The sequence below is a fragment of the Faecalibacter sp. genome, from assembly GCF_057177045.1.
The window spans coordinates 2,672,987-2,691,256 of the sequence record NZ_CM169987.1 but is presented as its reverse complement, the minus strand read 5'-3'; the positions used below and the strand labels follow the sequence as shown (position 1 = coordinate 2,691,256).

Sequence of the window (18,270 nt, the reverse complement as noted above, 5' to 3'; positions counted from 1 at the left end):
TATTATTTGTCGTTCAATTTGTTTTTTTTATTCGGTTTCGTTGATCATTTGAATGAACTTGTCTGTCCATTTCGAAAAGAAATTTTTCTTTTCTCTTCCTGGTTTTTTCGTATTTTCTGTCGCCTCTCCAATAACTTCTCCAGTTAATTCATCCACTTTCGATTCAATTTCTTTTTCTACAACTCTAGTTTCTTCCTGTTGAATTGGTTCTGTTTTTACAGGTTCTGGCTGCGAAGTTGTAGCAAATTCTGTAATTGCTGTTTCTATTGTTGATTCTACAGTCTTCTTCTGTTCCTCTGCATTTAAAGTCTCTTGGATTGGAGCAAATAAATTCGCGTGTAATTTATCTTCCAAATCTTCAAGACCTTTCATCAATAAGCCTACAGAAGTAGCATATTCTGGACCACTAATTTCATCTGATTTACTTCCAACGATATGCTCATTAGAGTATCCGATACGTACATCCATTCCTGTTACATACTCTGTTAATTGACGAATATGTTTCAATTTAGAACCACCACCTGTTAATACGATACCAGCAATTAATTTCTTTTTATGCTCTTCGCATCCATAGTTTCTTAGTTCTAAATAAACTTGTTCTAAAATTTCTTGTACACGAGCATGAATAATTTGAGACAAACGTTTCAAAGAAATTTCTTTCGCTTCGCGACCTTTTAAACCTGGAATTGAAACAATTTCAGATTCTTTATTTTCTGCTGGCCATGCAGACCCAAAACGTTGTTTTAGAAGTTCTGCTTGTTTACCAATGATTGAACATCCTGTTTTGATATCATCTGAAATGACGTTTCCTCCGAAAGGTATTACAGATGTATGTTTGATGATATTATCTTTAAAAATTGCAATATCCGTTGTACCCCCACCAATATCAATTAATGCAACACCAGCTTCTTTCTCTTCCGTACTAAGAGCAGCTTCTGAAGATGCAATAGGTTCTAAAGAAATAGATGCTAATTTAAGTCCCGCTTTTTTGACACAGTGTGCAATATTTCGAATGGATGAGATTTGACCAACTACCACATGAAAATTTGCTTCTAAACGACTTCCGTACATTCCCATCGGAACTGTAATTCCATCTTCATTATCTACTTTATAATCTTGTGGTAAAACGTGAATGATCTCTTCACCAGGTAACATTACTAACTTGTGTACTTGGTTAATTAATTTTTTGATATCATTCTCATCAATGACTTCTTCCGAGTTTTCTCGTGTGATATAGTCGCTATGTTGTAAACTACGAATATGTTGTCCAGCAATTCCTACAGTCACCTCAGTAATTTTAATACCCGATGATTGTTCTGCTTTATCTACAGCTTCGCGAATAGAATTAATTGTTTGGGTAATATTATTTACCACACCTCTATGCACTCCTAAACTCTTCGCTTGTCCATAGCCAAGAATTTCTATCTTTCCATTTTCATTTTTTCTTCCTACTAAGGCAACAATTTTAGTAGTTCCGATGTCTAATCCTACTGCAATCTTATTGTTCATCATGTACGGGTCTTTTGGTTGCTACAACTTGGTTTACAAATTTTAGACTTAATTTTTCATATTGGTCAATACCAACATAGTTAATATATTGTTCGTAAAATAACTTTAAATTATTCAATTTTTTTTCAAAATTATTTAAAGTTCCGAATTCTATATAAAATTTTCCTCTATTTACGATTAAATTGTAGGATCTTTTCCCACTTTTTTCGATTCCGATAATGTGGTTCTTTAGCAAATCATCTTTTTGGATGGTTTGAACAAATAAACTCAACTCTTCGAATTCTGATTCTTTGACATCACCATTCACGAGTAAAACCAATGCCGAATTCTTTTTAGATAATGGCATTTTATGTCCTTTTTCCGAAATATAAAATTCACCTTTTGGAGACATAATACGAGCCACTGGAACGTTAGTTTTGATATCAAAATGAATGGCTCCTTTTACATCTTTACTTACCTCAACTGAATCGACATAAGGGCTTTTTGCGACTTTATCTTCAATTTTTTTGACATCCACCTCATGAAGTGTCAACGATTTAATATCAACACTTTCATTCTGATTGACAATTTCTTGAATGGCTTCTTCTGAAAGGAAAAAGTTTGGTTTATCCGATAAAAACTTAATTTCAAGTTTATCTACTGGACGTGTTGCGTTTTGGATTACCGAAAAACTTACCAAAAAGATAAGTACGATAAACCCTAAAATCATATATATGACTTCGTTACGCTTCACTTTCTAACCATTTTTTTATCGGTGTAACTAATGTATCAATATTCCCTGCACCTACCGTTAATAACACATCAAAATCTTTTGATTGTATCGCAGGTAATGCTTCTTCTAATGAATATACTGATTTTTCCTTTAAATTTACCATATCCAATAACCATTTTGAAGTAATTCCTTCAATAGGCAATTCTCGTGCTGGATAGATGTCTAATAAAATTAGTTCATCCAATTCAGACAAGCTTTCAGCAAATTCCGATGCAAAATCTCTTGTACGTGTAAATAAATGAGGTTGAAATACCCCTAATAATTTTTTACCAGGATATAACTCTTTTAAAGAACGAATCACCGCATTAAGTTCTGTGGGATGATGTGCATAATCATCTACATACACTTTATTATGAATCATAAAACGATTAAATCTACGCTTCACTCCAATAAAGGAAGCCAAAGCTTCATGTATCTTTTCACTTGATATTCCTAAGTAATCCGCAACAGCGATGGCAGCTACAGCATTTTCCATGTTATGACGTCCTGGCAATTGAAATTTGATGTCTTTTAATGTCCCATTTGGCGTATTAACATCAAACACATAAAAACCATCTTCAATGCGGACATTTACTCCATCATAATCTGCTCCTTCTTCTATTCCATACGTTTTTGCATTCGGGAAATTCAATCCTTTACGAACAAATAATTGCTCTTCAACGATTGAACCAAACTCCTGAAATGATTTTTTAACCTCTTCACGCTCACCATAAATATCCAAGTGATCAGCATCATCAGAAGTGATAATGGCTAACTTAGGAGATAAACGTAAAAAAGAGCGGTCAAATTCATCAGCTTCAGCCACAGTATATTTCGATCCATTCAGAATGATATTCGAGTGATAATTCTCTGCAATACCACCTAAGAATGCTGTAGATTCTAAATCTGCAACTTTTAATAAATGACCTAATATAGATGACGTTGTCGTTTTACCGTGTGTTCCTGCTACGCCAATGGCATAAGTATGTTTTGTTATTGCACCTAAAACCTCTGAACGCTTTAATACTTCATAATTTTGATCAAAGAAATAATTTAATTCTTTGTGATCTTTTGGGATCGCAGGTGTATAAATAACCAACGTATTTTCTTGATTAATTTCAGCAGGGATCAAATCCATGTTGTCTTCAAAATGAATTTCAATCCCTTCCTCGATTAAGGCAGAAGTTAATTCTGTAGGTGTCTTATCATACCCTATAACTGTTTTTCCAATCGATTTGAAATAACGTTCTAAGGCACTCATTCCGATTCCTCCGGCACCTATAAAATAATAATATGTTTTATCTAAAATTCCCATTATAATAAATTCAATAAGATATCAACAATTTCTTTTGTCGCATTTGGTTTACCCAATGTTTTGATATTGTTTGATAATTTATTTTTTAATGCTCCATCGTTTGCCAAAGCAATGACCGTTGGAACTAATTTTTCTTTTGCTTCGCTATCTTTAATTAAAATCGCAGCCTCTTGTTGCACCAAAGCCATTGCATTTTTTGTTTGATGATCTTCGGCAGCAGAAGGTAAAGGAAGTAATATTGTTGGTTTTCCAATAATACTTAATTCCGATATTGCCATCGCTCCTGCTCTTGAAACAATACAATCTGCAGCAGCATAGGCATCTTGCATATTATAGATAAATTCCGTTACATGGATTGTAGGGTATTGATCTCCTACTATCGATTTGATCTTTTGATAATCCAATTTACCTGTTTGCCAAATCAATTGAACTTTACTTGCAACTAATTCATCTAATTTTTCTAACCAAGCATTATTTACTGCTCGAGATCCTTGAGATCCCCCAACCGATAAAAGGGTTGGTAAATCAGGATGCAAATTAAATTGTTGAATCGCTTCTGCCTTTGAAGGTAAATTGGTAAAAATTTCACTTCGTATAGGATTCCCAGTATACTTCACTTTTTCTACTGGAAATTGAGCAATATTTTCATAAGCTGTACAAATAGCACTAGCTTTGTTTTTTAAAATTTTGTTGGTTACTCCTGGAAACGAATTTTGTTCTTGCAAAACATAAGGAACATTATTCTTTCCTGCGATCCATAGCATAGGACCACTTGCATAACCACCAGTACCAACAGCTAAATCAGGCTGAAAATCGTTGTAGATTTTCTTGGCTAATGATAAGCTTTTGATCACTTTAAAAGGGAACTTTAAATTCGCCTTCATATTGCTGCGATCAAAACCTGCAATTGGTAATCCTTTTATGTCATATCCAGCTTTTGGTACCTTCTCCATTTCCATCTTACTATCTGCTCCTACAAATAAAATTTGAGCGTTCGGTAAACGACGCTTGATTTCATCTGCTATGGCAATTGCTGGATAGATATGTCCACCAGTTCCTCCGCCAGAAATTAAAACCTTAGGCGATGTCTTCGATGTCATCTTGATTTGTATATCTTTTTCGTTCTTCAATTAACTCTTCTTTGGTTTTAATTTGAGTACTAACACTCAAAATAATTCCAAATGAAACACAGGTCATCCACATAGCAGTTCCCCCATAACTGATCATTGGTAAGGGTTGTCCCGTTACAGGAATTAAATTAACCGCTACGGCCATATTAATCATGGCTTGGAAAACAATAGGAATTCCTACCGCAAAAACCAATAATGTCCCAAATACTGTATGTATTTTAGAAGCAATAACGCATATTCTAAATAGAATGATTAAAAAAGTACAGACTAATAAAATTGCTCCTATAGCGCCATATTCTTCGACAATAATTGCAAAAATAAAATCCGACGAAGATTGGGGTAACGTTTGTTTAAAAACTGATTTTCCTGGTCCTGCCATCTCCGTAATTCCTCTTGCAATTGCAGCTTTAGCATGTAACACTTGGTACGATTCTAAAGTTGTTTGTGCATCATCCGACATGAATTTTTCAATACGCGAAATCCAAGTGTGTACACGCGTATTTGTAAATACATCTGAAAAGGTTAACGCTGCCCAAACAAAAAGCCCAGCAAATGCTGCTCCAATCGAACCAATCACCGCAAGGTACTTGAACGGAAAACCACCAATTACCAATAACGTGCCACACATTACGGCTAGCATTAATGCAGTCGAACCATTCGATGGAAAAATTGCACCAATAATGGCAATCATTGGAATTAATAACTGTACTGAAACAATACTCCAAGTATATTCTTTTCCACGATGCTTCGTTAAAAATCGTGCAATGTAGATTAACAATGCTTGAGAAGCAATGGTAGAAGGTTGAATTCCTACCCCAATTCCGGGAATCATTATCCAACGTGAGGCATTAGCTCCTCCAATGGTTTGTCCTTGAACAAGCGTAAAAATCAAGAGGAAAAATAACAGTACAACTGCTGATAATGCGAATATTCCGAAATATCTATAATCAAATTTTTGAATGACATAGATAATGAATAATCCCACCATCAAGAAAGAACCATGTTTAAATAAGTGAGAAAATACTGTACCCGTTCCTACAGTATATACCAAGTTTGAACTTGCTGAATATACTGGTAAGAATGAAAAGATGGATAATACCAAAATGAATGACCATAATGATTTATCCCCTTTAAATATTTTCTGAAATAAATTCCCCATTTAGAAACGTGACGTTTTTTCTTATTTTATATTTTTTTTACTTGCTCTTTAAATTGATTTCCTCGGTCTTCATACCCTGAAAATAAATCGAAACTAGCACATGCAGGTGATAATAAAACAACATCACCATTTTCTGCCAATTTACTTGATTGTTCTACACAATCTTTCATGGTATTGGTCTCTACAATTGTTGGAATAAATGGAGAGAAGAAGTCAACAATTTTTGTATTGTCAGCACCAAGACAAACAATAGCTTTCACTTTACTTTTTACAAATGGTAAAATTTCATTGTAATTGTTTCCTTTATCTTTTCCACCAACAATCCACACGACGGGTTTCTTCATACTTTCTAAAGCAAAATATGTCGCATTGACATTAGTAGCTTTAGAATCATTAATGTATTCTACACCTTTAATTTTTGAAACAGGTTCTAATCGGTGTTCTACTGATTTGAAATCCATTAGACTCTTTTTAATTGAGTCTTTTTTAATTTTTAAAATGTTAGCTGCTGTAGCTGCGGCTAGTGAATTCGAAATGTTATGTTTTCCTAACAAACTTAGTTCGTTAATCGACATCTTTAATCCGCCTTCTTGATCATTGATAAAAAACCAATCATCATTCGCATAAGAATTTTGATTAGCATCTTTCATAGTAAATGGGTTTTGATTGGCGCGAATAGTTATTTCATTCATCATCTCCATTGTTTTTTCGTCATCGAGATTGTAAATGAAATAATCATTCTCGTCTTGGTTTTCAGTAATCCTGAATTTAGCTTGAGCATACTTATCAAAACTATAATCATACTCATCTAAATGATCTGGTGTAATGTTTAATAAGATGGCAACATTCGGCTTAAAAGTGTCGATATCGTCCAATTGAAAACTACTAATTTCTAATACGAAATAATCATAATTTTCTTCAGCGACTAATAAAGCAAAACTTGTCCCAATATTTCCTCCTAATCCAACATTTAATCCAGCTTGCTTTAGGATATGGTACATTAAACTAGACGTTGTTGTTTTACCATTTGATCCTGTAATTGCAATAATTTTTGCATCCGTATAACGAGAAGCAAATTCAATCTCAGAAATTACAGAGATTCCATTCCCTTTTAATTTCTGAATTAGCGCGGCCTTTTTAGGAATCCCCGGACTTTTCATGACCAAATCAGCATTCAGAATTAATTCTTCTGTATGTTGACCTTCTTCATAAGCAATCCCGTGTTCTTCCAACATGGCTTTATATTTCGGTTTGATGCTTCCCATATCTGAAAGGAATACATCAAAATTTTCTTTTTTCCCTAAGATGGCTGTACCAACTCCACTTTCACCACCACCTAAAACAACTAATCTTTTCATTGGTTATCTAATTTTTAATGTAATAACCGATATTACGGCTAAAATGATTCCAATAATGATGGCTCTTACAACAATTTTTGATTCGTGATACCCAAGTTTCTGATAATGATGATGTAAAGGCGACATTAAAAAAATACGGCGACCTTCCCCATATTTCTTTTTGGTATATTTAAAGTAAGATACTTGCAATACAACAGATAGATTTTCTGCAAAGAAAATTCCGCATAAAATAGGCAATAACAACTCTTTACGAAGAATAATTGCTAAAACAGCAATTAAACCTCCAATTGTTAAACTTCCAGTATCTCCCATAAACACCTGAGCTGGATATGTATTGTACCAAATAAATCCTATTAAAGCACCTAAAAATGCACCACAGAAAATTAAAACCTCTTCTGAACGAGGGATGAACATAATGTTCAAATAATCGGCAAAAATGATGTTACCTGATACAAAAACAAATAATGCCAATGCACAAAGAATGACAGCTGAAGTCCCTGCTGCTAGCCCATCTATACCATCTGTAAGATTTGCTCCATTAGACACAGCTGTAATGATAAAAATAACAGCAATAACAAAGATTACACCTCCCCATACCGCTTTATTATCAGCATCCATCCAAAAAAGAAAATCAGAATAGTTAAATTCATTTCCTTTAACGAAAGGCATCGTCGTATCTAAACTTTTCTCTTCTGGTCCAAATTTTACTGGTTTATATTCTAACTGTGTCACATGATCCGCACGATCAATTTGTTTCTTAACCGTTACTGAATCACTAAAATAAAGCATTACTCCTACAACTAAACCTAGGCCGATTTGTCCAACGACTTTAAATTTTCCTTTAAGACCTTCTTTATTCTTTTTAAAGACTTTGATATAATCATCTAAAAATCCAATCACTCCTAACCATAAAGTAGAAACCAATAGGATAATGATATAAATATTGTGTAATTTAGAAAACAATAACACCGGTATAAGAGTCGCCACAATGATGATGATTCCTCCCATTGTTGGTGTTCCTGCTTTTTCAACTTGTCCTTTTAGACCTAAATCACGAACAATTTCTCCCATTTGTTCACGGCGTAAATAGCTTATGATACGTTTTCCATAAAATAAACTGATAAACATTCCTAATAAAATGGCCATCCCTGCACGGAAAGAAGTGTATTGGAACATTCTTGCCCCTGGGATGTTTAATTCGTTTAAATAATCAAATAAATAATATAACATTTGCCTATTTGTTCAATAATTGACTTAATTCTGTTGCTACCTCTAAATCAGAAAAATGAGTACGAACCCCGTTAATTTCCTGATATGTTTCGTGACCTTTTCCCGCGATTAAAATAATATCCTTAGGTTCAGCCATTTTTAATGCCGTTTTGATCGCTTCTTTACGATCAGTAATTTTTAACGTTCGGTTATAAAATTGTGGTTGTACACCTTCTTCCATTTCTTGTAAAATCAACTCAGGATCTTCAGTACGTGGATTATCTGATGTAAATATTGCAACTTGTGATTGTTGACTTGCGATATCAGCCATTTCTGGACGTTTAGTTCGATCGCGATCCCCACCACAACCAACAACAGTGATTAATTTTTCGTTTTTCGTGCGAATAGCTTCAATGGTATTTAAAACATTTTCTAAGGCATCGGGAGTATGTGCATAATCAACAATAACAACAATACCTGTAGCCGTTTTGAATGTTTGGAAACGACCATCCACATTTTTAAGTGTTGATAAAGCAGTTAATACCTGTAACTCTTCTTGACCTAATAAGGTTGCTATCGCATAAACTTCTAATAAGTTATAAGCATTAAATTTCCCGATTAAAGAAGTCCAAAACTCTTTCCCATTGAATTCTAGTAACATCCCATCAAACTGATTTTCTAAAATCTTTGCTTTAAAATCAGCATCAGTTTTTAAGGCATATGTTTTTTTTGTGGCTACAGTATTCTGTAACATCACTAAACCATTTTTATCATCGACATTTGTAATGGCAATTGCCGACTTTGGTAAATCATCAAAAAATTTCTTTTTCGCGGCGATATAATTGGCAAATGTTTTATGATAGTCTAAATGATCGTGCGTAATATTATTAAACCCGGCTACCGCAAAATGTAATCCTGCAATACGATTTTGGTGAATCCCATGCGAACTCACTTCCATAAAAGCATACTCACAACCACGATCAACAGCTTCTCTAAACATTTTGTTTAAAGTCAAAATATCTGGTGTTGTATGTGTTGATGGAATAACTTCACCATCAATAACGATTTTAATCGTCGAAATTAATGCACAAGCATAGCCTAACTTTGTGAATAACTCATACAATAAAGTTGTAGTTGTCGTTTTTCCATTTGTCCCTGTCACTCCTACTAATTGAAGATCTTTGGTTGGATTATCATAAAAATTAGATGCTAATACACCCAATGCTATTTGCGCATTATCCACTTGGATATACGTAATATCTTCTTGTATATGCTCGGGAATTTCCTCACAAACAATAACACGTGCTCCAAGTTCAATGGCTTTATTTATATAAGTATGTCCATCTACTGTTACACCACGTACAGCAACAAAGACATCTCCTTTTTTTACTTTTCTGGAATCAAACTGTATCTCCTCAACCTGAACATCAATACGTCCTACAGTTTGCGAGATTGAGACACTGTATAATAAATCTTTTAAATTTCTCATCTCTCCAACATTAAATAAATTGTTTCACCTTTTTTAAATCTTTTTCCGGCTGGTAAAGATTGATTTGTCACACGACCAATCCCAGAATAACGTACATCTAAGCCCATATTTTCCAATACAGGAATAGCTTTACTTCCGGAATATCCCATGACATTTGGAACAATGTTTTGAACTTTGCTCACATTAATCACCGATTCTTTTGCGAATTCGTTAATCACATTTTTACCAGACTTTTTAATATCAGACGGCAAAGGTATGGGAGTTTTTGAATATACCCAATCTGCAATCTTCTTAAATACAGGAGCTGTTACACCACCTCCATAATATCCTTTTTGAGGATTTGGTTTATGTACCACTACGATACAAGAATACTTTGGTTTGTCTGCTGGAAAGTACCCCGCAAAAGATGCACGGTATTGCATACCTTGATCTTTCTTCCAATATTCTACTCGTGCTGTACCTGTTTTTCCTGCAATTTCGTAGTTATCCGTATGAATTAATCGAGCTGTACCTTCCGTTACGGCTCCCTTCAACATATCTTGCATTGCTTTTATATTCTCTATAGAAGTCAAACGCTCTACCAAAACAACAGGTTCAAAAACAATATCTTCCTCCCCTTTTTTCGCAATTTTATCCATAAAAAGAGGTTTAACCATCTTTCCATTATTGGCAATTGCGTTATAAAATGTCACCAATTGTATTGGTGTAATACTTAATCCGTAACCATAGGACATTACAGGTAAAGTAACATTCGACCATGATTTAGAATCAGGTCGATGCATAATCGGCTTACCTTCCCCAAGGATATCAACTCCAAGAGGTTTTGTCATATGCCATTGTTCTAATTTTTTAAAGAACTTTTCTGGCTGAGAATTGTAATGCTCATTGATTAATTTGGCCGTACCGATATTAGAAGATTTTTTAATTACACCATCTACAGTTAATGTACCATTCGCATGCGAATCGGTAATTCTTCTATTGTATAATTTGTAAGCACCACCTCCTGTTTCTACCACAGTATTTTTATCAAAATACCCATCATCCATACCGATTAACATCGATACAGCTTTGAATGTAGATCCTGGTTCAGCTGCCTCACCTACGGCATAATTATAATCATCGACGTATGTTCCATTCTCTTTACGGGTCAAGTTAACAATGGCACGTATTTTACCTGTTGCTACTTCCATCACCACTACACTACCGTGCTGTGCCTCAAAAGCAGAAAGTTGCTGATACAAAGCATCATAAGATATCATTTGTAAATCAGCATCTATTGTGGTATAAACGGACGAACCAGGTTGTGGTTCTTGCTCCCATTGCTTAAATGGTTTCCATTTTCCACGTCCCATGAATTGCTCCCAACGACGACCTTCGATTCCGGTTAAAAGATCACTATAAGCTCCTTCTAACCCAACTTTACCTCTCGAATCATCATAACCGATTGTACGCGCTCCAATATCCGAAACAATCAATTCACGAATAGATTCAGTTTCATGAATAAATCCACCTTTATTTTGACCTTTATTGAAAATTGGAAATTTACGTATGCGTTGATACTGATCATAATCTAATCCTTTGACCAACATCATGTAACGGTTTTTCTTTTGTCTTTCTTTATTGAATTTATCCAAAAAATGAACTGACGATTTTTCAAACATTCGTCCTAAAGAATCTGAAAGCGCTCCAATTTGTTCATTATACAGCTCATCTTTAATTGCTACTAAATCCACATAAATATTATGTTTTGTAACGGTTGTAGCCATTAAAGCACCGTTAGAGGCATATAAATTTCCTCGTTCAGCTTCTACTGTATCAAGACGGAAATTATTTTTAGCCGCAAAAGCCTCCAATTCTTCCCCTTCAATCACATTGATTCTAAACATAAAAAAAATGATAGTAATAGCCCATATCGCCAGTCCCCCAGCGACAATCCAACCTTTAATTACTATCCATTTTTTATTATCGTTATTCATCAATTTTTTCTACTATATAGTATGGTTGCTTATCTGGTATTTTAAGCCCATACATTTCTGTTTTACTAATAATTTCAGTTTCCAATTGCATACGCATTAAATCGCGATGCTTATCGGTATATTGAGATCTTAAATCTTCAACACTTTCTTGTAATTCATTAATCCGAACTACTTTTCGATCCACCCAATGGGAACTGGTAATACTTAAAAAAGCTAAGAATACAACGTAAATTATAAAAGACCAGTTTTTTCTTGAACTACTATTGATTAAAAAATCTCCAGCTAAAATCTTGAAAATCGTATTTCGAGAAGGCAAATCCTCCTTCTTTATCTTTTCTACTCTACCTTGTTTAACCTTTTTATTCATTTTCGTTTCTTACTGCGATTCTCATTTTAGCACTACGTGCTCTTGGATTAACATTAATTTCTTCTTGCGTCGGAACAATAACCTTTGATTGTAAGGGTTTAAATGGCGCATACCAATTCCCATACATATCACGTTCAGGCTCTCCTTCAAACATTCCATTTTTTATGAATCGTTTCACTAAACGATCTTCTAATGAATGGTAAGAAATAATCACAAGACGCCCTCCCGGCTTCACTACTTCTGCACACTGCATCAACATTTCTTTTAACGCAGCCATTTCGTCATTCACCTCGATACGTAAAGCTTGAAACATTTGAGCAAAGAACTTATTCTCTTTCATCTTGGGAATAAATGAGAAAATTGCTTTTAATTCATCAATCGTTTCAATCGGTTTATCTGCTCTTGCTTTAATAATTTCTTTCGCTAAACGATATGATCCTTGTAACTCACCATAATCATAAAAAATACGAGCTAAATCTTCTTCCTCATATTCATTAACAATCGTTTTAGCTGATAATTTTGAATTTTGATTCATTCGCATATCCAATTCACCATCAAAACGTGTAGAAAACCCACGATCTGGTGTATCAAATTGATGAGAAGAAACCCCTAAGTCCGCAAGAACACCGTCTACTTCACGAACCATTCGAAAACGTAAATTATTTTTTAAGAATCTAAAATTCTGTTCAATTAATTCGAATTTTGGATCGTCAAACTTATTGCGAACAGCATCTTCATCTTGATCGAAAGAATACAACTTTCCACCTTCTGCTAAACGACTTACAATTTCGCGAGAGTGACCACCACCTCCGAAAGTACAATCCACATAAATCCCTGAATCATTAATAATTAATGCATCGACACTTTCTTTTAACAATACTGGATTATGATATTCACTCATCTTCGTTTAAATTTCCCATGATATCTTCTGCCATTTGAGCAAAATCGACATCATCAACATTATTAATAATACTTTCGTACAACTCTTTATCCCAAATCTCAATAAAATCGACTGATGAACTCAACACCACATCTTTATCAATTGAGGCATATTTCACCAAATCCTTTGAGATTTGCAAACGACAATTCGAATCTACTTCTACCACCTTCACTCCAGCAGTGTAAATTCGAATAAAATCACTATTTTTTTTAACAAAACGATTCAGTTTTCCTAAATCAATCATAATTTTCTCCCAGTTTTTCATGGGATGTATCTCTAAACATTGTTGGAATACAGAACGCTTTATCACAAAGCCATCCTCCATACAATCAGCAAGTTGCTTCTTCAAACCCGCTGGTATTGGGAGCCTGCCTTTTGTATCGACTTTGCACTCATATGTACCAAACAATGAATTCATGAGAGATTTTTTCCAAAAATAAAAAATATTTTACCACAATTTACCATTTTTTACCACATTTATTTTAAAAATTTATTAACAATTCAATTTTAACATTTTAAAACTTAAAATATTCATTTATAAACAAGTACAATCTTTTTTGAAATCAATTATTTATATAGCTCTTAATATATCAATATGCATCTAAAACCATGTGGTAAGAATTAAAGTTTTTCGAATAAATTATTCTATAATATAATTATTGACTAAATTTGTCGACTTAACAACAAGTAGATGTTTTTTAGCTTAAAAAAGAAAGACAAATTCTCTTATATAGAAGAAGGAGAGGGTAAACCTATCGTATTATTACATGGATTAATGGGGGAACTAAGTAACTTTAGCTCATTAACGAGTTATTTCTCGCAGAGAGGTTATAAAGTATACGCACCAGAATTACCTTTGTATTCTTTACCAGTTATTAGTACAAACGTGGCTAACATTGCAAAACACGTTGCAAAATTTATTGAAACAGTTATTCAAGAACCTGTTATTTTAGTTGGTAATTCATTAGGTGGACATATCGGTTTAGTCGTAAGCCATAAAAGACCAGAATTAGTAACTGCTTTATGTTTAACAGGGAGCTCTGGATTATATGAAAAATCTTTTGGTGAAACATATCCTAAAAGAGGAGATTATGAATATGTGGAGCGTAAAACACGTGAAGTATTTTATGACCCAACAGTTGCTACAAAAGAGATTGTAGATGACGTATTCAACACGGTAAACGATCGTAATAAAGCCATCAAAACATTATATATTGCACGTGATGCGATTAAATCAAACATGAAATCCGATTTAATAGACATTAAAATTCCTGTTTGTTTAATCTGGGGAAAACAAGATAATGTTACGCCTCCTGAAGTCGCAGTTGAATTTAATGAAGAATTGCCTGATGCTTCATTATATTGGATTGATAAATGTGGACACGCTCCTATGATGGAACATCCTGATTTATTCAATGAAATTTTGGATCAATGGTTAATTGAAAAGAATATTGCACCATCTGTAAAATAATAAATTATGATGATTAAGAAAGCTGAATTTCTTAAAAGTTCGCAAAAATATACAGAATGTCCTCCTCCATTCAAACCGGAGTATGCATTTATTGGAAGGTCTAATGTTGGAAAATCTTCGTTAATAAATATGTTAGCGAATAAAAAATCATTAGCAAAAACTTCGGCTACTCCAGGTAAAACGCAATTAATTAATACGTTTGAAATGGACGACACTTGGTATCTTACGGATTTACCGGGTTATGGTTTTGCCAAAGCCCCGAAAGGAGTTCGAGGTGGTTTTAATCGTATGATTTATGATTATATTGAGTTTCGTAAAAACTTAGTGAATGTATTCTTACTAATCGATTCGAGACATAAACCTCAACAAATCGATTTACAGTTTATGCAATGGTTAGGAAACAAAGGAATTCCTTTTTCAATTGTATTTACTAAACTGGATAAATTATCGAGTACTGAATTCCAAAAGAATTTAAATAACTACAAAAATGAATTATTAAAAACATGGGAAGAATTACCCGTTATTTTCTCTAGTTCATCAAGTAGTCAAATTGGAAAACTAGAAATCTTAGGATACATCGAAAGTCTGAATGAACATTTGGTGGACGAATTTAAAAAAGAACAATACAAAAAAGAATATTAAAAAAGGCTGATCAATGATCAGCCTTTTTGTTTATTTAATGAATTCTTTAATAGCTTCGATATAGCCAGGCAATCCTTTACCCGATATAATTTTGATACAATTAACTCCCGTTACACTTGTGGCACGAAAACCTTCTCTGGCATAAATATCAGAGATATGCACCTCAACCACTGGAGTCTTCACGGCTTTAATAGCATCTGCTAAAGCATAAGAATAATGAGTATATGCACCTGCATTCAATACAATTCCATCATAAGAGAATCCCACCTTGTGGATCAAATCAATCAAATCCCCTTCATGATTGGATTGGTAATAATGAATCGAACAATCTGGAAATTGTTTTCTGATTTCGATAAAATAATCCTCAAAAGTTTGAGTTCCGTAAATTTCAGGCTCTCTTACACCTAATAAATTTAGATTGGGACCGTTAATAATTTGTATTTGCTTCATTGCCTCGTATTGTCTACTAAATTTACAAATAAAGTCCGAACTACTTCGTTAAAACGAATTAAATTTAATACCCATATTTTCCTCGCCATTTTTGATTCAGCGAAAATTTATCTTGTTGTTCTCTTTTATTATTACCTGGTTCATAAAATGTAGCTCCTTTTAATTCGTCAGGTAAATATTCTTGATAAGCAAAATTATTATCATAATCATGAGCATACATATACTCTTTGCCGTAATCCATTTGCTTCATCAACTTTGTTGGAGCATTACGCAAATGTAAAGGAACTGGCAAATCTCCGGTTTGCTTCACTATCTGCTGCGCTTTATTAATGGCCATATAAGTAGAATTACTTTTGGGTGAATTGGCCAAATAAATTGCACATTGACTTAATAATATTCGAGATTCAGGATATCCAACAACCGAAACTGCTTGAAACGTATTGTTTGCTAAAATCATCGCTGTGGGATTAGCATTCCCAATATCTTCAGATGCCGCAATTAATAATCTTCGAGCAATAAATTTTAAATCTTCTCCTCCTTCAATCATTCGAGCCAACCAATAAACTGCACCATTCGGATCCGAACCGCGAATCGATTTAATAAATGCTGAAATAATATCATAATGTTGTTCTCCTGATTTGTCATATCGTGCAAGATTTTGTTGAATTCGGGTCGTCACAATTTCATCTGTAATAATAATTTCTTCATCATTCCCAAAACTATTGACAACCAACTCTAATCCATTTAAAAGTTTTCTCGCATCACCTCCCGAATAACGAATCAACGCGTTTGATTCATGAATCGTTATATTTTTTTTGGATAAATAATCATCCTTTATTAAAGCTCGTGCAATTAATTCCTCCAAATCTTCACGATCCAAGGATTTTATTGTGTACACTTGAGCTCTCGATAATAAGGCCGGAACCACTTCGAAACTTGGATTTTCAGTTGTCGCTCCAATTAGTGTAATCCAACCTTTTTCTACTGCACCTAATAGACTATCTTGTTGAGTTTTATTGAATCGATGAATCTCATCTATAAATAAGATTGGATTTTTACCACCTGAAAATAAATTCTGCCCTTTCGCTTTTTCAATGACTTCTCGTACTTCTTTAACGCCAGCATTAATGGCGCTTAATGTGTAAAATGGGCGACCTGATAGTTCAGAAACCAATTGCGCTAATGTAGTTTTTCCTGTACCTGGAGGTCCCCAGAAAATCATTGAAGCAATCAAATCATTTTTCAACATCATCGCAATTGGACCATTAGGTCCGACTAAATGTTTTTGATTGATATAATCTTCTAATGTACGTGGACGCATTCGTTCAGCAAGTGGCATATTCATAACTCGAAATTTTACTTTTTCAAATTTAGTTAAAGTTTTACATTAAATTTTCAATCCCATTTTCAACGACATATTTTGTCATGATACAATTGTTTATTTGTACCAACAAAATATGAGAATGATGAAAAAAGCTTTAGAATGTGCATTAATCTTAACAGATAGACATCGTGCAATTAATCAACAATTGTTGACTTCTGACCTTTACTCTAAGCAAAAAGAATTACGTGCGAAACAAATGAAAATTTCGCATCAGATCATTCAATTCTTGGAAGAAATACAAGAATTCAAATCGTTTATTTTGATGAACAGCGAATTAGCTGAACAATATGATCAATTAATCAATTACTATTCAAACCAAATACATACCCGAATCAACCAATACCAATTAGAATTAGATCTTTTAGCATTTGAATCTAAATTCTATTTTTCGACGACTGAACCGAATCATTTTCCTTCACCCAAACAAGATGTAGAATTATTACAAGCAAAGCAAAATTCATACTATAATTTAATCAAAAAATAGGTCTCGCCATAACTTTGGCTTGATTTTTTATAACTTTAGAGCTTCAATAAATACTTATTCAAATGAAAAGATTTTCTTTCGTATTCGGAGCTTTCTTAATGACATTAAGCCTTGCTTTTGCACAAACTGCTGAGAAGAAAAAAATATATGACGAATCTGCAAATGCGCAACAACAAATCAATGAAGCTGTAGCAAAAGCATCAACCCAAAAGAAACATGTCTTATTACAAATTGGTGGAAACTGGTGTGCATGGTGTATAATGTTTAACGAGCTAACTCAAAAAAATGAAGAAATCCATTCATATTTAAACGAAAACTATGAAGTAGTACACGTCAATTATTCACCAAAAAATAAAAATGAAGAGGTTTTAGCATCTTTAAAACATCCTGAACGATTCGGATTTCCAGTATTTGTTATTTTAGATCAAAATGGAAATTTACTTCATACTCAAAATTCTGCTTATTTAGAAAGCAAAGAAGTGAAAGGTCATGATCCGAAAGAAGTACTGAGTTTTTTACAAAGCTGGTCATACAAAGCATTAGATCCTGCTTCTTACATTAAAAAATAATCCTTAAGATACAAACTCAACAACTCTTACTTCGGTAAGAGTTTTTTGTATATTTATATATCTGATA

At 33.7% G+C, this 18,270-nt stretch carries 18 protein-coding genes; 4 read left to right on the top strand and 14 right to left on the bottom strand.

What is annotated here, in order from left to right; all coding sequences use genetic code 11:
- Positions 1–27: 27 nt before the first annotated feature.
- From ftsA to mraZ, 12 genes are read right to left on the bottom strand one after another with little or no spacing between them, the layout of a single operon-like run.
- Complete coding sequence (ftsA, locus tag AC1QSP_RS12515; protein ID WP_484078981.1) at positions 28–1,512, bottom strand: cell division protein FtsA; 1,485 nt, start codon at positions 1,510–1,512, stop codon at positions 28–30.
- Positions 1,499–2,218: a cell division protein FtsQ/DivIB gene (locus tag AC1QSP_RS12510; protein ID WP_484078980.1), complete on the bottom strand. Its 720-nt coding sequence runs from the start codon at positions 2,216–2,218 to the stop codon at positions 1,499–1,501. Before AC1QSP_RS12510 ends, ftsA begins: the two co-directional genes overlap by 14 nt.
- 13 nt (positions 2,219–2,231) lie before the next feature.
- Entirely contained in the window at positions 2,232–3,575 is a 1,344-nt protein-coding gene (gene murC, locus AC1QSP_RS12505; protein WP_484078979.1) for a UDP-N-acetylmuramate--L-alanine ligase, read from the bottom strand.
- Complete coding sequence (gene murG, locus AC1QSP_RS12500; protein ID WP_484078978.1) at positions 3,575–4,675, bottom strand: undecaprenyldiphospho-muramoylpentapeptide beta-N-acetylglucosaminyltransferase; 1,101 nt, start codon at positions 4,673–4,675, stop codon at positions 3,575–3,577. Before murG ends, murC begins: the two co-directional genes overlap by 1 nt.
- Positions 4,653–5,864 carry an FtsW/RodA/SpoVE family cell cycle protein gene (locus AC1QSP_RS12495; protein WP_484078977.1) on the bottom strand — a complete coding sequence of 404 codons (1,212 nt, stop codon included), beginning with the start codon at positions 5,862–5,864 and terminating at the stop codon, positions 4,653–4,655. The genes murG and AC1QSP_RS12495 overlap by 23 nt, the downstream gene beginning before the upstream one ends.
- Positions 5,865–5,890: 26 nt before the next feature.
- Entirely contained in the window at positions 5,891–7,222 is a 1,332-nt protein-coding gene (murD, locus tag AC1QSP_RS12490) for a UDP-N-acetylmuramoyl-L-alanine--D-glutamate ligase (protein ID WP_484078976.1), read from the bottom strand.
- Positions 7,223–7,225: 3 nt separating this feature from the next.
- A complete protein-coding gene (gene mraY, locus AC1QSP_RS12485) occupies positions 7,226–8,452 on the bottom strand; it encodes a phospho-N-acetylmuramoyl-pentapeptide-transferase (RefSeq protein WP_322970810.1) in 1,227 nt (408 codons plus the stop codon).
- Positions 8,453–8,456: 4 nt separating this feature from the next.
- A complete protein-coding gene (locus AC1QSP_RS12480; protein ID WP_484078975.1) occupies positions 8,457–9,920 on the bottom strand; it encodes a UDP-N-acetylmuramoyl-L-alanyl-D-glutamate--2,6-diaminopimelate ligase in 1,464 nt (487 codons plus the stop codon).
- A complete protein-coding gene (locus AC1QSP_RS12475) occupies positions 9,917–11,896 on the bottom strand; it encodes a penicillin-binding protein (RefSeq protein WP_484078974.1) in 1,980 nt (659 codons plus the stop codon). The genes AC1QSP_RS12480 and AC1QSP_RS12475 overlap by 4 nt, the downstream gene beginning before the upstream one ends.
- Positions 11,889–12,263, bottom strand: a complete 375-nt coding sequence (locus tag AC1QSP_RS12470; protein WP_484078973.1) for an FtsL-like putative cell division protein — start codon at positions 12,261–12,263, stop codon at positions 11,889–11,891. Before AC1QSP_RS12470 ends, AC1QSP_RS12475 begins: the two co-directional genes overlap by 8 nt.
- Complete coding sequence (gene rsmH / locus AC1QSP_RS12465; protein ID WP_484078972.1) at positions 12,256–13,164, bottom strand: 16S rRNA (cytosine(1402)-N(4))-methyltransferase RsmH; 909 nt, start codon at positions 13,162–13,164, stop codon at positions 12,256–12,258. The genes AC1QSP_RS12470 and rsmH overlap by 8 nt, the downstream gene beginning before the upstream one ends.
- Positions 13,157–13,621, bottom strand: coding sequence for a division/cell wall cluster transcriptional repressor MraZ (mraZ, locus tag AC1QSP_RS12460; RefSeq protein ID WP_484078971.1), 465 nt, complete (start codon positions 13,619–13,621; stop codon positions 13,157–13,159). The genes rsmH and mraZ overlap by 8 nt, the downstream gene beginning before the upstream one ends.
- A 273-nt stretch (positions 13,622–13,894) precedes the next feature.
- On the opposite strand from mraZ, the gene AC1QSP_RS12455 reads away from it, so the two are divergent.
- Complete coding sequence (locus tag AC1QSP_RS12455; protein WP_484078970.1) at positions 13,895–14,674, top strand: alpha/beta fold hydrolase; 780 nt, start codon at positions 13,895–13,897, stop codon at positions 14,672–14,674.
- Between the two features lie 6 nt (positions 14,675–14,680).
- Positions 14,681–15,316, top strand: a complete 636-nt coding sequence (yihA, locus tag AC1QSP_RS12450; protein WP_322970803.1) for a ribosome biogenesis GTP-binding protein YihA/YsxC — start codon at positions 14,681–14,683, stop codon at positions 15,314–15,316.
- 30 nt (positions 15,317–15,346) lie between these two features.
- Here yihA and AC1QSP_RS12445 read toward each other — a convergent pair whose 3' ends face one another.
- Together AC1QSP_RS12445 and AC1QSP_RS12440 are read right to left on the bottom strand one after the other, a co-directional pair.
- Positions 15,347–15,766, bottom strand: a complete 420-nt coding sequence (locus tag AC1QSP_RS12445; protein WP_484078969.1) for a type II 3-dehydroquinate dehydratase — start codon at positions 15,764–15,766, stop codon at positions 15,347–15,349.
- 64 nt (positions 15,767–15,830) lie between these two features.
- Entirely contained in the window at positions 15,831–17,111 is a 1,281-nt protein-coding gene (locus AC1QSP_RS12440; RefSeq protein ID WP_484078968.1) for a replication-associated recombination protein A, read from the bottom strand.
- 118 nt (positions 17,112–17,229) lie between these two features.
- On the opposite strand from AC1QSP_RS12440, the gene AC1QSP_RS12435 reads away from it, so the two are divergent.
- Together AC1QSP_RS12435 and AC1QSP_RS12430 are read left to right on the top strand one after the other, a co-directional pair.
- On the top strand, positions 17,230–17,634 hold the full coding sequence (locus tag AC1QSP_RS12435) for a hypothetical protein (protein WP_322970799.1): 405 nt from the start codon (positions 17,230–17,232) through the stop codon (positions 17,632–17,634).
- Between the two features lie 62 nt (positions 17,635–17,696).
- Complete coding sequence (locus AC1QSP_RS12430; RefSeq protein WP_484078967.1) at positions 17,697–18,203, top strand: thioredoxin family protein; 507 nt, start codon at positions 17,697–17,699, stop codon at positions 18,201–18,203.
- Positions 18,204–18,270 lie beyond the last annotated feature (67 nt).

What these genes read in the sequence shown, in the direction of transcription:
- AC1QSP_RS12435 (WP_322970799.1), top strand. Translation starts at nt 17,230, where the DNA reads ATGATGAAAAAAGCTTTAGAATGTGCATTAATCTTAACAGATAGACAT.
- AC1QSP_RS12495 (WP_484078977.1), bottom strand. Translation starts at nt 5,864, where the DNA reads ATGGGGAATTTATTTCAGAAAATATTTAAAGGGGATAAATCATTATGG.
- AC1QSP_RS12475 (WP_484078974.1), bottom strand. Translation starts at nt 11,896, where the DNA reads ATGAATAACGATAATAAAAAATGGATAGTAATTAAAGGTTGGATTGTC.
- AC1QSP_RS12480 (WP_484078975.1), bottom strand. Translation starts at nt 9,920, where the DNA reads ATGAGAAATTTAAAAGATTTATTATACAGTGTCTCAATCTCGCAAACT.
- murD (WP_484078976.1), bottom strand. Translation starts at nt 7,222, where the DNA reads ATGAAAAGATTAGTTGTTTTAGGTGGTGGTGAAAGTGGAGTTGGTACA.
- AC1QSP_RS12430 (WP_484078967.1), top strand. Translation starts at nt 17,697, where the DNA reads ATGAAAAGATTTTCTTTCGTATTCGGAGCTTTCTTAATGACATTAAGC.
- mraZ (WP_484078971.1), bottom strand. Translation starts at nt 13,621, where the DNA reads ATGAATTCATTGTTTGGTACATATGAGTGCAAAGTCGATACAAAAGGC.
- mraY (WP_322970810.1), bottom strand. Translation starts at nt 8,452, where the DNA reads ATGTTATATTATTTATTTGATTATTTAAACGAATTAAACATCCCAGGG.
- murG (WP_484078978.1), bottom strand. Translation starts at nt 4,675, where the DNA reads ATGACATCGAAGACATCGCCTAAGGTTTTAATTTCTGGCGGAGGAACT.
- AC1QSP_RS12510 (WP_484078980.1), bottom strand. Translation starts at nt 2,218, where the DNA reads ATGATTTTAGGGTTTATCGTACTTATCTTTTTGGTAAGTTTTTCGGTA.
- rsmH (WP_484078972.1), bottom strand. Translation starts at nt 13,164, where the DNA reads ATGAGTGAATATCATAATCCAGTATTGTTAAAAGAAAGTGTCGATGCA.
- ftsA (WP_484078981.1), bottom strand. Translation starts at nt 1,512, where the DNA reads ATGATGAACAATAAGATTGCAGTAGGATTAGACATCGGAACTACTAAA.
- yihA (WP_322970803.1), top strand. Translation starts at nt 14,681, where the DNA reads ATGATGATTAAGAAAGCTGAATTTCTTAAAAGTTCGCAAAAATATACA.
- AC1QSP_RS12440 (WP_484078968.1), bottom strand. Translation starts at nt 17,111, where the DNA reads ATGAATATGCCACTTGCTGAACGAATGCGTCCACGTACATTAGAAGAT.
- AC1QSP_RS12455 (WP_484078970.1), top strand. Translation starts at nt 13,895, where the DNA reads ATGTTTTTTAGCTTAAAAAAGAAAGACAAATTCTCTTATATAGAAGAA.
- murC (WP_484078979.1), bottom strand. Translation starts at nt 3,575, where the DNA reads ATGGGAATTTTAGATAAAACATATTATTATTTTATAGGTGCCGGAGGA.
- AC1QSP_RS12470 (WP_484078973.1), bottom strand. Translation starts at nt 12,263, where the DNA reads ATGAATAAAAAGGTTAAACAAGGTAGAGTAGAAAAGATAAAGAAGGAG.
- AC1QSP_RS12445 (WP_484078969.1), bottom strand. Translation starts at nt 15,766, where the DNA reads ATGAAGCAAATACAAATTATTAACGGTCCCAATCTAAATTTATTAGGT.